Genomic DNA, 13846 nt, shown 5'->3' with positions numbered 1-13846 from the left:
ACCTAACGAACGCTTTACTCTACAAGAAAATTAACAAAAAGCGGGTTCAACTTCGGCCCGCTTTTTAAGTGCGCTAAAAGCATAAAAATATATAAAAAAGAATCTAGCTAAAGAAATATTTGATGCCAGAAAAACCCTATCTCCAAATCCCGATTGCAGACTGTGGCGAACCCTTAGTTGCACTTCCCCCAAAAGACTTTGCCTTCACAAAGCCGCATCCCTACGAAGACTTAGGCGCGCCCTATGGGAATAAATCGCCGTTTTATGTTCGCCAAGGCGTGTTAAGCCGATTGGTACAAGCGCAACAATTATTACAAAAACTCTATCCGGGTTGGCGAATCCAAATTTTTGATGCCTATCGACCGATCGCCGTTCAGCAATTTATGGTGGAGTATACCTTTGGGCAGTTGCTCGAAGCCAAAGGCTTAACAGAAACCGCGATCGCACCAGACCAGCGCCAAGCAATTTTAGAGGAAGTTTATCAATTTTGGGCGGTTCCCTCTGCCAATCCCAAAACCCCACCCCCCCACAGTACCGGCGCGGCGGTAGACGTGACCTTAGTGAATGCAGAAGATCGAGAGGTCGATATGGGTTCTCCCATTGATGAAGTCTCGCCGCGATCGTTTCCAGACCATTTTGCGCGGAGTTCTGACCCTGTAGAGCAACAGTATCGCGCCCATCGTCAATTACTGGCTCAAGTCATGCTTCAGGCTGGGTTTGAACGCCATCCTTACGAATGGTGGCATTTTTCCTATGGCGATCAGATGTGGGTTTGGTTAAGACAGCAAAAAAAGCCTGACAATCGCGCGATCGCCATTTATGGTGGATGTTAGCTCTTGTTCAATGGGTTGCTCGCGTGAAAGCCCAATTTGCGCTGTATTCAGTCGTCTGCGTTTGCGGTGTCGCCTTCGGGGGAAATTTATGCAATGCTGAGGTTCGATGGTTAGAGTCTCCCGCTTCACCGACTGTAATCGCCCGCACGCTATCGGGTCATACGCAGGTTGCCATTAGCCCGAATGGTCGTTTTTTAGCCGGAACCACCAGCGAGACGACGATTACGGTTTGGGACCTCACCACGGGTCAAGCGTTACGAACCTTAGACGGTCACACCTTGCCGATTTTAGCATTAGCGATCGCGCCCGATAATCAAACGCTGCTGAGTACGGGTCACGATCGCACCCTTCATTTGTGGAATCTACAAACGGGCGAACTGAAACAAACCCTATCGGGTCATTCCGACTGGGTAGAAGCCTTAGCCATTAGTCCCACAGGAGATTATATGGCCAGCGGTGGGGGCGATCGCCAAATTCGGATTTGGTCGCTACGCGCCTTGTCCGCGTCACTCCAACAAGTCTTTAGCGGTCATAGTACCTTCATTGCTTCTTTAGCCATTAGTCCCAACGGCGAATATCTAGCCAGTGGCAGTTGGGATGAAATTAGGGTTTGGCAAGTCTCCACAGGACAACTGATTCATCGTTTTCAGCATCAAACTTTGGGCATTAATGCACTGGTGTTCAGCCCCGATAGTACCTATGTCATCGGAGGTGCAGGCGATCGCACTTTACAAGTTTGGAATGTCAGAACGGGAGAGTTGCAGCGAACGTTTACAGGTCATCAAGCTGCGATTCGTTCCCTTGCCTTAAGTCCGGATGGGGAATGGCTGATTACCGGCAGTTTGGATAATACCATCAGTATTTGGAACTGGCGAACGGGCACCAAAATCCGCACCCTATCCCGACAGCCAAGCGTGGTGGAATCGGTGGCGCTGAGTGCTGATGGTTCCACGCTAGCAACGGGAGGATGGGGCAATATTATCAAACTCTGGAATTGGCAAACCGGAGAAGAAGTACAAGTATTGAATGACTAACAATATGCGTCAAAAATTCCTGCAAGTCCTTTGGATTGTCCTATCGCTGGTGAGTTTTAATATTCCCCAGGTGGCTTGGTCTCAAGATGACTCTCAACTTCGCCAAGTTTATCAGCGCTTAATTGATTCTTTTGACGCGGATTTAGCAGAGGCGCGAAGGGGAGACTTGGGAGATAGTGCCAGGGAAATTCAAGTCTTTCAAGGTGCTGGCATCGCCCATCAGTATTTTGGCAACTACTCCAAAGCCTTAGAACTGCTGGAGGAGGCATTAGAGCGATCGCTCCAAACCCAAGCTTACCCAATGGTCGGCTCTCTGTTGTACCAAATGTCATCGGTGCATAGCAAGTTGGGCGATTACTTAGGCATTCAGTTTCTAGAATCCCATTTAGAAATTGCTAAAGCCAGAGGCGATCGCCAGTATCAACGCGAAGTCTTAAAGTACCTGGCCCTGGCCCATATGTCGAGCGTCCAGTATCAAAAGGCTATTCCCATCTACGAAGAATATCTCGCCCTCGTGCGATCGTTCAATGACGTAGCAGAAGAGGTGGCAACCCTTGGCTATCTTGCTAGCGCCTATGGAACGCTGGGCGAACGCGAAAAACTGCAAGCAACTTTAAACCAACAGCTAGCCGTTGCTAGAGCCTCCGGCAACCCCGAACTCGAAAAGATGGCGCTATCGTATCAAAGTAGTTGGGCCGTGGTCGGACAAGATTCTCAAGCGGCTATACAGGCTCAAGAACAAGCCTTACAACTGGCTCGTACTTCCGGAGATATTTACCAAGAACTGTCCTCGCTTCAACAGCTTGCTCAGTATCAAGCGACAGCAGAAAATATCCCCAACGTTATCTCTAGGCTAGAAGAACTTCTCAGCGTGGCACGCCAACGCCTCAACCCAGAAACCATTGGACTATGGGAGGCTCAAGCGCTGGAATATCTCGGTCAAACCTATGCCCATATTCGCGATTACAATCGAGCCATTGAGCTATTTCAGCAAAGTTTAGCTATCTATACCGAGAGCGATCGCCAAGCGACCCAAACCAATCGCCTATCCGCCCTCGAAAGTCTTGCCAAAGCCCAATTTCAGGCAGGACAGCTTGCCCAGGCTGCTGTTACGTTACAAAAAGCCATTGAAGTCCACGAAATTCGCCGTCAAAACCTCGATCGCTTCATCAACCTGTTTGCCCTCAGCCGCGACGATTTGCAACTCAGCCTGCGGGAAACCCTCAGCGATCTCTACCGCCTGCAACAGCAAATTTTCATCCGCGAAAATCGCCCCCAAGATGCCCTGGTGAGTTCGGAAACTGGACGCGCTAGAGCTTTTGTGGATTTGCTAACAATGAACCTTGCTGTCGATCCGCAAACGCCCATTAACGCTCCGGAACCGACTCTTGCGGAACTCAGCGCGATCGCCAGAGGACAAAACTCTACCCTCGTGCAATACTCCGTCATTTTAGACCGTCCCCGATTTCCAGTGATGCGATTTGGCAAACAGTCTCCCCGCGAGATTCTGCTCTATATTTGGGTCATTCAACCCAATGGGGAAATTGCCTTCCGTTCTGTCGATTTACAACCCTTTTGGCAGAAAATTGACGCTCAAGGAGATGAGGTCAGTAATTTAGGCGATTTGGTGATTGCGGCTCGCGAATCGATTGGTGCAGGCGGACGGGGTATTACTTTTAATGAAGATACAACGGCTGTGGCTAGAGCGCTTGCCCAAATTCAGAGAAACGACCAAAAAAATCAGCAACTGCAACAACTGCACGAGGTTTTAATTCAACCCATTGCCGATCTGCTGCCCCAAAATCCAGAGGCTCGCGTAACTTTTATTCCCCAGGATTCTCTATTTTTAGTCCCCTTTCCCGCCTTATTGGATGCGGAGGGCAAACACTTAATTGAAAAGCATACTCTACTCACGTCTCCCTCAATCCAGGTTTTAGAACTCACCCAACGGCAGCGCCAACGGATCGGTACGCCTTCAAAACAGGCGCTTGTGGTGGGGAATCCCACGATGCCTAGCTTGCGCTTTAAGGTGGATGGCCCCTTGGTACAGCTTTCGAGTTTACCGGGAGCCGAACGAGAAGCTAGAGCGATCGCCCAAATGCTGAATACTCAACCTTTAATGGGGGCTGCTGCCACAGAAGCTGCCGTGGTTGAACGCTTACCCCAAGCGGGAATTATTCATCTCGCCACGCATGGTTTGCTCGATAACCTGATGGGTTTCCAGAGTTCGCTGGCGTTTACTCCGGCTGGAAAAAGCGATGGGTTTCTGACAGCACGAGAAATTATTCAGTTGAGGCTGAATGCTAATTTGGTGGTATTGAGTGCTTGCGATACCGGACGGGGGCGAATTAGTGGCGATGGGGTGATTGGTTTATCGCGATCGTTTATTGCCGCTGGCGTGCCTAGCGTGATTGTTTCGCTGTGGAAAGTCCCCGATGAACCGACTTCAGCGCTGATGCAGGCGTTTTACCAAAATCTGCAACAAGACTCGGATAAGGCGAAAGCTCTACGAAATGCGATGCTTTCGACAATGAAGCAATATCCCGATCCTAAAGATTGGGCGGCGTTTACTCTCATTGGTGAAGCGGATTGAAATTTCGCCAGAATTGAACGAGCCAAATTCTGGCGATCTATTCACTTAGTGGAAGGTGGGCGTGTGGCGGATCAGACTCATAAATTCCTGGCGGGTACGGCCATCTTCAGCAAAGACGCCGCGCATGGAACTGGTGACGGTCCAAGAACCCGGTTTTTGTACGCCGCGCATCACCATGCACATATGGGTGGCTTCGACAACAACAGCGACGCCTTGGGGTTTGAGCAAGCCTTGCAGGGCTTCGGCAATTTGATCGGTGAGGCGTTCTTGCACTTGCAGGCGACGGGCGTACATTTCACAAATGCGCGCGACTTTAGACAGTCCGATGACTTTACCGTTAGGAATATACGCGACGTGGGCGCGTCCGAGAATGGGAAGAATGTGGTGTTCGCAGGAACTAAACAGGTCAATATCGCGCACGAGAACCATTTCGTTGGTGTCTTCGTGGAAAACGGCCCCGTTGAGCAGTTCGTCTAGGGATTGGTTATAGCCTTGGGTCAGGAATTTGAGGGCTTTGACGACGCGTTTGGGTGTGTCTCGCAGCCCTTCGCGATCGGGATCTTCACCTAATCCGATTAACAAGGTGCGAACGGCTTGTCTCATTTCTTCGTCTGAGACGCGGGGTGCTGCTTGGGTTCTGAGGGCTGCGATCGCTCTATTAGCCGATTCTAGGTTGGCGTTTTGCATGGGTTCGCTATCAGTTAGGGTCAGGTTAAATTTGCCCGATGCTTCTGAGCGCATTGCTCGGTAGGCGTTTCGGGCGTTTTTTCACAACAACGTGAAAACTTGATGGAGATTTAGACAATGCAGTCTTTTAAGGCAGCGCGAATCTGTTCTGCATTGAGGTTGCGTCCAATGAATACCACTTGGTTGCTCGGAGTCGTTGTCCAATTCTCAGCTTCCATGCTGCATCGTTTGCCGCTGAGTTGGAAAATATGTTTTAAGTCGCTTTCTTGAAACCAGAGGATTCCCTTCGCTCTAAACACATCAGTAGTCAAATTGTCAAGAAAGTCCTGAAATTTCTGAATTTCAAAAGGGCGATCGCTCGTAAAGGAAATTGAGATAAATCCATCATTTTCTAGGTGAGCAGAATGATGATGGTGATGCTCGTGGGGATGATGTTCGTGGTGATGCTCGTGGTGATGTTCGTGATGATGATCATCCGGTTCTTCTAAGAACTGCTCGTAAGCCTCTGGGTCATTATAGGCTACATCTAAAATAATGGGTAAAGGCACCTGCCCCCGTTGGCACCGTAGAATTCTTGCCCCTACTTTTGTCGTGTGGATATAGTCTTCTAAAGATTGCACCCGTTCATCAGGAACCAGATCCGTTTTATTCAATAAAATAATATCGCCATAGACAATTTGACCAATGGCAGCTTCACTCTCAAAATGGTCTGGTGTAAAGTTTTCCGCATCAACTAGGGTTAAGATTGAATCGAGGCGGGTTAACTCTCTAAGTTCTGTGCCTAAAAAGGTTAAGATAATCGGGAGCGGGTCAGCTACGCCTGTGGTTTCAATTACGAGATAATCAACTTTTTCTTCTCGTTCCAAAACCTTATAAACGGCATCAACTAAACTGTCATTAATCGTACAGCAAATACAACCATTGCTCAGTTGCACCATATCTTCATCAATGGAAACCAACAACTGAGAGTCAATATCAATATCGCCAAATTCATTCACCAACACTGCAACCTTTAAATCCTGGCGGTTGCTGAGAATATGATTGAGTAATGTTGTTTTTCCACTCCCCAGAAAACCCGTAATAATCGTCACAGGCATCCCGCGTTTGGGGACTTCTAGTTGGGGAGGTAAAGGTGCAGTTTTCATGGTTTTTTCCTCAATCGAGTATTGTGATTGTCCTGTAGATGCGGACAGTTCCGTGAATAAAATGCTGGTTCTGACTGTTTTTAACCCGGTACTTACTGCGAACTTAAAAAAGAACGATCGTTGATTATTCCGATAGCGGTAACGGAGGGGGCTTCGATTACGTGTTTTGGCTAATTCTATGAGGATAAAGTCTGGTTAACCGACAATCAAGATAGTCGCGTAGGTTGGGTTGAGGTACGAAACCCAACAGCAGCCAGCATAGGACTTTCAGCAGTAAGTGTCAGTCAATCTAGGAATAAAGCGGACGCTTTTTGGGCAAGAGAGACTTTATTCTGCAAGGCTTTAAAGATATTGTAAAATCCGTTAACCCGCGAGGGCGTGAGACTAATTTCTAAACCCGTTCTGGCGATGAAATCGGGAGTTAACTGTTGAATTTCTTGGGCGGAAAGTCCTTTGACTCCCTCAATCAAGAGGGCAACTAAACCTTTCGTAATTTGAGCGTCAGAATCCCCCTGCAAGATTATTGTATCGCTTTCCGAATGAGCTGTAAGGTAAACCTGCGAGACACAACCCGGTACTTTGTTCTCTGGTATTTTCTCGGATTCTGGAAAAGGGGGTAAGCGCTGGGCTAACCACAGCAGATACTCATAGCGCTGTTTTGGCGTAGAAGCGTGCTGCAAGCGGTTAACTAGCCGTTCTAGGGAGGCGGGTAAGGGGGAGGCTGAAGTTGACATTCACCGATTAATACAGGGTTGCCTAGTGAAATGATAATCATTATCATCTCGTTTGGCAACCCCAGACCGGGTTTCTACAGGCTAGCTAATCGCGAAAGAAGAAATCCGCCGAATCTTCATCGATGGGCGTTTGGCTGTGATAGTAGGCTTCGAGTTCTGCTTGAGTGATGGGGTTATCGATGGGATTCTCGAAAAATGCCTTAACGCGTAAATACAGCCGCAACCCTCCTGCACCTGCATCCCATCGCGTTGCTTCTTTAAAGTCTTCTGGGAAGGTATCGCTGACTTTAAGCCAAGCATCTTGTAAAATTTCGGCGATTTCTGGTGTGGATGCGGTGTCAATGAGGTTTTCTAACCCTTCTAGAATATCAATCGTTCTCACGATTTGAGATTGCAATTCGGCGTCAAAGTTGGACATAGACACAGAATAGAGAGGATGTTCATCCCGATATAGACTTTCCAAGTTAATCCTAATCTAGACTGAGCGTCAATCGTTGGATTAACTGAGTCGGCTGGCTAGCGCAACATTAAAGCGACTTCTTTGGCAAAGTAGGTCAGGATTAAATCTGCGCCTGCTCGTTTGATACTGCTTAGGGTTTCGAGAATCACTTTTTTCTCATCAATCCAACCCTGTTGTCCGGCAGCGCGAATCATGGCATATTCGCCGCTCACATTATAAGCGGCAACTGGGAGTTGGGTGTGGGCTTTAATTTGGCAGATGATGTCGAGATAGGCGAGGGCAGGCTTCACCATCACGATGTCTGCGCCTTCTAGAATATCGAGGTTGACTTCTTTTAGGGCTTCTCTGGCGTTGGCGGGGTCCATTTGGTAGGTTTGTTTGTCGCCAAATTTGGGGGCAGATTCTAACGCATCCCGAAATGGGCCATAGTAGGCGGAGGCGTATTTGGCAGAGTAGGCAAGAATTCCGGTGTCGAAATATCCGTTTTCGTCTAAGGCTTGGCGAATGGCACCGATACGCCCATCCATCATATCGGAAGGGGCGACCATATCGGCTCCGGCTTCGGCTTGGGAAAGGGCCATTTTGACGAGTATCTCGACGGTGGGGTCGTTGAGGATGCGGCCTTGTTCGTCTACAATCCCGTCATGTCCGTGGGTGGTAAATGGATCGAGGGCAACATCGGTGATGACGATGAGTTCGGGAAGGGCTTGTTTGAGGGCGCGGACGGTTTGTTGTACGAGTCCATTCGGATTGTAGCTTTCACTGCCGCGATCGCACTTGAGTTCGTAGGGGATGACGGGGAAAAGGGCGATCGCATTAATTCCCAAATTATAAACATCGGCTGCTTCTTTAAGCAGTAGGTCTAGCGTATACCGATAGCACCCCGGCATGGAGGGAATTTCGACGGTTTCATTCTCTCCCGTCATCACGAACATGGGGTAAATCAGGTCGTTGGCGCTGAGTTGGGTTTCTTGAACCATGCGGCGCAGGGAGGCGGTACGGCGCAATCTTCGCGGGCGCTGAATTCGGGGGATTGACATCTTGATTATGGGAATGATTATCACTACCAAGATATAACAAAAGGCGATCGCTCTAGATAGGTTAGTGCGATCGCCTTTTCCTCAACTCAGTATTTAGGCAATACCCAAACCGTCAGAGAAGTAGCGGGTAAAGTCGCTGTACGTAAGGTCAATAAAGCCATCGTTATCTCCTTGAACATGACCCGGAAACCCATCAACCCCCCAAGGATTCCGAACAACAACTCGTTGTTGGCCTCCTTGATCTACATAAGCATTAGTTACCGCGTACGCATGAGTAGGAACAATCAATTTACCAAAGGGGTCTCCTTTCTCATCAGGAGTTCCGGTGGTAATGAACATTCCCCCTGTTGCAAGCGTCCGTTGAATCGTCGAAAAATCTGCTGTATCGTTTTGACCTGTTTCAAAGGTATAAGACTGCGCTCTACGTCCTACAATCCGAGTCAGTGGATCGGTAATATTATCTCCTAGACCAATGGCGTTATATCCTGGATTACCAGTTTGACCCGTTTCTTGTCGCCACTGAGCATAGGCGCGTTCCACCAAAGGAACCCACGTTGCATTATTGTTGGGGTTCCTCGGATTACGCTCATTGTCTGCTGAAGCCCCAAATAAATTCCCCTCTCTAGGCCCGCTTTCGCGGTCTGTAGTCGTAGCAACGGCTACACGCCGATCGACGGTGACATACTGGGCTTGCAAAGTATTTTCATCGTAGAAACGGATTGTAAAGGTATTGTCCCCATTATCCGTAATCATGCTATCCACAATGTCACTGGATTGATTGCCCTTATCATTGCTTTGCGGTTTGAACGTAGCAGCAAGAGCGGCTAAAAAGGCACAATTTCCTAAGTATCCTTGGTCGATATGACCAATTCGAGCCGAGGGTGAACTCCCAAACAGAGGACCTTGCAAGGTAGCATAGCGTAACTGGAAGTTTTTAGCTGACGCGCCTGTATCGGTACGGACTGGTTGATTAAAGATCGGAGTGGGAGCTTCAGTCCCTAAAAACCATCGACCGATCTGACTTTCCAACTGAGCGGTGTTGGTGCTGGCGGTCGAATCTTTGACAATCCGATCGATAAAGTACCGAACAGCATCTGGCATATTGAGTTGGGTACTGTTATTGACCAATAGCTTAAGGTCATCTAATTCTATTGCGTCAACTCCTCCCTCTGACATACCGCCTGCACGCAGGATCGCGATCGCATCATTGCGATCTAGCGTATTATCAGCAATACGAGTCGTCACCTCAGTTTTGAGTACCGAACTTTGAATTTGATTGACGATCTCATTTTGGGTCAGGCTGGGCGTTGCAGTAATAGCATCAGGGCGAACAACGGTCAGTGTATAATTGCCCGTCTCATTGGCTTTGTGAGATGTGGCTCGCAGCAGGTATTCCGTCCCAGCTTCTGCCGTAAAGGTCAACTGAGAATTCCTTGTACTGCCGTCACTATCATCATTTTCTGCGATTACTTCTCCCGTTGTCGCATTGACCAGTTGTAAAACCGTATCAATGCTTGTAGATTCAAGTTTGGCTTGGATTTGCTGACCCGCAGCGACGTTCGTGAGTCGATAACTATCCTTATAGCGAGTATTATCCGCTGGATTTCTCAAATCAGTAGTATTCAATTCGCCATTGATCGCTTCATTGGCGGCTGTATTATTAGCGGGCACAGTACCAGCAATTGGGCTAGAAGTCTGAGTGCTAATGGTATACTGTCCGCGACCCCCATCTTGCGGATCAAAACTTGTTACCCGAACCAGGTAGTCTACATTGGGTGCCACCACAAATGAGAGGGAGGAATTGGTACTGCTGTCAGCGTCATCATTTTCTGCGATGACCTCACCGGTAACAGCATCCACCAGTTGCAGATAGGTGTCAAACTCAGAAGAGTTGAGGTTAACAGTGACGGTTTGACCCGCAATGACGTTCGTTAACTGATAATCATCTTTGCGGCTACCAATGCGAGAAACGTTAGCAGGGTCGGAACTCTCCAAGTTTCCTTGAATTGTTTGATTCGCATCAATAGTGGCGAACACCTCTATATCAATCGCACTATCGCGAGACTCCAGTAAATCTAACTGGTAAGGAGTATCCCCATCAAACTGCGACACTTTGACATAGTAGGTACCTGGAGCTAACCGGGCAACGTCAATATATTCTGGATCGGTGCCGACTTCCTCAGAATTACCGATGACTTCTCCATCGTCAACGATGCCATTGTTGTTTTTATCCTGAATCAGTTCCACATCCGCATCAGCAGTTAACCCACTGAGGAACATGGCGAAGCCTGTTTCCTGGGAAAGGCTAAAGCGATAGTAATCGTTTGGATCGTTATTGCCTACAAAGTCGTTGAGGTTAATTTCTTTGACTAACTCACCCAGGTTGGTAGCAGTCGCAAGGGAATTCCCCCCTCGATCTTGGGTAAAGTCGGGAGGAGTTGTGCCTAAGCTGAGGTTATAGTCAGTGTCGCCTTCGTATTGTTCTACGATGACGTAATAGGTGCCATCGGCTAAGAGATAGTTGTTTTTGACTTCCGGTGTGGTTCCGGACTCCTCAGAAATGAAGAGAATTTCATTGGGATCGATCTCGCCGTTGTTATTGATATCTTTAACTAGGGTGACATCGGCATCAGCACTTAGACCCTCTAAGCTGAAATTGAAGATTCTGGGAGTGGTTAAGTTAAATTTGTAGATGTCGATCGGATCGGTGTCATCCACTCGTTGTTGAAGCGATCGCGTTTCACTCAAATTCCCCAAATCAGCCGCCGTTGCAAAAGTTCTGCCCGGATCTCCGAGAGCGGGAGTTGGCGTTGGACTGGAAATAGGGGGACGAACGGGAGAATTCGGGGTTGGGTTCGGGGAAGAGGAAGGCGAAGCGATCGCAGTAAAGTGATTTGCATTCAGAGAACTGGCGTTGACGCCTTGGAGAGTCGCGAGGATTGCGCCTGTTAGGCGGTTAGTAATAACAGTGTTATTGGCGTTTTGACCTGTCCCTTGGCTAATGCTGAGGTCGCTAAAGCTTAAACCGTTAAGTCCAATCCGGTCTTCACCAGGGGTAAAATCGGTCAAGACATCTCCATCGCTACCTAGAACAAAAATATCGTTCCCTTCCCCTCCAGTCAGGGTATTTGAGCCTAAATCGCCGTAGAGGATATCGTTACCGCGATCGCCAAAAATGCGATCGTTGCCTTTACCACCGCGAACCGTATCGTTGCCTTTACCCCCGTAGATCGTATCGTCGTCAGCGTTACCGTTGATGTAGTCGTCGTCTAGATTTCCTGAAAGTAAGTCATTTCCCCGCCCACCGTACAGACTATCTTTGCCACGACCCCCGTAGGCTGTGTCGTTGCCTTGATTTGCGTAGATCGCATCGTCGCCTAAGTTGCCAGAAAGCCAGTCGTCGCCTTCCAGACCAAAAATTGTATCGTTCCCAGCTAATGCTGAAATTCGATCGCTTTCAATCGTACCGTTGAGTAAATCGCTACTTTCGGTTCCAGTAAGATTTGCCATAAGATACACCCTTTTAGAGGATAGGATTCCGGGTTTGAGTTCTGAAAATAGATGGAGACAGAGTGCCTAAGTATTACGGGAAAACTTAGGTAGAGGAACGTGTAATGCCCATTTGACACGCAAAATCGGGTCTTGCGTTCAAAATTCTATACCCGTAGATAGATGCAGTGGGAAGATTTTAATGTATTGTTACGTACTTAAAAGATTGACAATCTAAGTTTTATAGAGTAATCCCAGCAGTTTTTAGCTGTGATATTTGCTACTGACTTTCTGAATGCGATCGCACCTCTCTTGCCAGAAATTCTTCACAAAGATGCTTTAAGATTTGCAAAGTTATTTCTAAAATCGGATTAAACTCACCCTTTTGAGGGGAAATAGCACAGGAAGGGTTAAACAGCGTGAACCAGCAATCTTCTGATCGCGTCGTTATTATTGGGGGCGGCTTTGGTGGACTGTATGCAGCGAAAGCCCTCGGAAAAGCCCCGGTTCAAGTGACTTTGGTGGATAAGCGCAACTTTCACCTGTTTCAGCCGCTACTGTACCAAGTGGCGACAGGTAGCGTTTCGCCGGCGGATATTTCTTCGCCGTTGCGCGGGATTCTCAGCCCGTATAAGAATATTACCGTCTTGCTCGACGAAGCGGTCGATCTCGATCCACAAGCGCAGCAAGTGGTATTGCAAAGTCAAACCATTCCCTACGATACGCTGGTTGTGGCGACAGGGGTTAGCCATCATTATTTTGGGAACGAACAATGGCGCAACCTTGCACCCGGTTTAAAGACGGTGGAGGATGCGTTGGAAATGCGCCGTCGGATCTTTATGGCGTTTGAGGCGGCGGAGAAAGAAACCGATCCAGAAAAACAAAAGGCGTGGCTGACCTTTGTGATTGTGGGAGGCGGGCCCACTGGGGTAGAATTAGCCGGAGCGATCGCCGAACTTGCCTTTAGCATCCTCAAGCATGATTTTCGCAACATTGATACTCGCGCAACCCGCATTCTTTTGTTAGAAGGGATGGATCGCGTTTTACCGCCTTACGCTGAGGAGTTATCTGCAAATGCACAGCAGGCGCTAGCAGATTTGGGGGTAGAAATTCTCACCAAAGCGCTGGTAACGAAGATTGAAAGCGATCGCGTCACCTATCGTTTAGGCGATCGCACTGAGGAAGTAACGGCTAAAACTCTACTCTGGGCAGCCGGGGTCAAAGCTTCCTCTATGGGAGAGATTTTACACCAATCCACCGGAGTTGAGCGCGATCGCGTGGGGCGAGTCATGGTTGAACCCGACTTAAGCATTCCCGGATACCCAAATATCTTTGTAATTGGCGATCTGGCTCATTTCGCTCATCAAGATGATAAACCCTTACCGGGCGTTGCTCCCGTTGCTATGCAAGAAGGGGATTATGTCGCCAAACTCATTAAAAAGCGCCTCAAAGGAGAGACTTTACCCCCCTTCCGCTATACCGACTATGGAAGTTTAGCCGTCATTGGCAAACACGCCGCTGTCGTCGATTTAGGTTTTATTCAGTTTACGGGATTTTTAGCTTGGTTTATTTGGGTGTTTGCCCATATCTATTTCTTAATTGAATTTGACAATAAGTTAGTCGTAATGATCCAATGGGCGTGGAAATATTTCACCCGCAAGAGTGGGGCGCGTCTGATTACTGGAGAAGAGTCTTTATTGCGCGTTAAAGTTGACGAACAGGGCGAGTATTATACCCCAGAAACCAATAAAAATCAGCTAAAGGTCTAGCGGCTTCAGTGAGGGAGATTTAATTACATGTAAGGTCGATTTTACAAATTCATTAAGTTTGT

Annotated in this window: 10 protein-coding genes; 4 read left to right on the top strand and 6 right to left on the bottom strand. The window is 48.2% G+C overall.

All coding sequences use genetic code 11. The annotated features are described in order from the left end of the window. Positions 1-122: 122 nt before the first annotated feature. From QQ055_RS03610 to QQ055_RS03600, 3 genes are read left to right on the top strand one after another with little or no spacing between them, the layout of a single operon-like run. On the top strand, positions 123-833 hold the full coding sequence (locus QQ055_RS03610; protein WP_283356487.1) for a M15 family metallopeptidase: 711 nt from the start codon (positions 123-125) through the stop codon (positions 831-833). Further along, positions 827-1867 carry a WD40 repeat domain-containing protein gene (locus QQ055_RS03605; RefSeq protein WP_284478510.1) on the top strand — a complete coding sequence of 347 codons (1041 nt, stop codon included), beginning with the start codon at positions 827-829 and terminating at the stop codon, positions 1865-1867. Before QQ055_RS03610 ends, QQ055_RS03605 begins: the two co-directional genes overlap by 7 nt. Then, a complete protein-coding gene (locus QQ055_RS03600) occupies positions 1860-4460 on the top strand; it encodes a CHAT domain-containing protein (RefSeq protein ID WP_284478511.1) in 2601 nt (866 codons plus the stop codon). Before QQ055_RS03605 ends, QQ055_RS03600 begins: the two co-directional genes overlap by 8 nt. A gap of 45 nt (positions 4461-4505) precedes the next feature. Here the strand turns inward: QQ055_RS03600 and folE are convergent, their stop codons facing one another. The 6 genes from folE to QQ055_RS03570 all read right to left on the bottom strand — a co-directional run bounded on the left by folE (position 4506) and on the right by QQ055_RS03570 (position 12036). After that, positions 4506-5147: a GTP cyclohydrolase I FolE gene (gene folE, locus QQ055_RS03595; RefSeq protein ID WP_283356505.1), complete on the bottom strand. Its 642-nt coding sequence runs from the start codon at positions 5145-5147 to the stop codon at positions 4506-4508. Between the two features lie 110 nt (positions 5148-5257). After that, positions 5258-6292, bottom strand: coding sequence for a CobW family GTP-binding protein (locus QQ055_RS03590; RefSeq protein ID WP_284478512.1), 1035 nt, complete (start codon positions 6290-6292; stop codon positions 5258-5260). Positions 6293-6576: 284 nt separating this feature from the next. Continuing rightward, positions 6577-7026, bottom strand: a complete 450-nt coding sequence (locus QQ055_RS03585) for a SufE family protein (protein ID WP_069967716.1) — start codon at positions 7024-7026, stop codon at positions 6577-6579. An 85-nt stretch (positions 7027-7111) separates the two neighbouring features. Then, positions 7112-7444 carry a hypothetical protein gene (locus tag QQ055_RS03580; RefSeq protein ID WP_069967715.1) on the bottom strand — a complete coding sequence of 111 codons (333 nt, stop codon included), beginning with the start codon at positions 7442-7444 and terminating at the stop codon, positions 7112-7114. 98 nt (positions 7445-7542) lie between these two features. Next, on the bottom strand, positions 7543-8526 hold the full coding sequence (gene hemB, locus QQ055_RS03575; protein ID WP_284478513.1) for a porphobilinogen synthase: 984 nt from the start codon (positions 8524-8526) through the stop codon (positions 7543-7545). A gap of 93 nt (positions 8527-8619) precedes the next feature. Beyond that, positions 8620-12036: a pre-peptidase C-terminal domain-containing protein gene (locus QQ055_RS03570; protein ID WP_284478514.1), complete on the bottom strand. Its 3417-nt coding sequence runs from the start codon at positions 12034-12036 to the stop codon at positions 8620-8622. Between the two features lie 398 nt (positions 12037-12434). On the opposite strand from QQ055_RS03570, the gene QQ055_RS03565 reads away from it, so the two are divergent. Continuing rightward, positions 12435-13784, top strand: a complete 1350-nt coding sequence (locus tag QQ055_RS03565; protein ID WP_284478515.1) for an NAD(P)/FAD-dependent oxidoreductase — start codon at positions 12435-12437, stop codon at positions 13782-13784. Positions 13785-13846: the final 62 nt, after the last annotated feature.

It is taken from the genome of Geitlerinema calcuttense NRMC-F 0142, from assembly GCF_030285425.1.
This window is presented reverse-complemented; position numbering and strand designations above follow the sequence as displayed.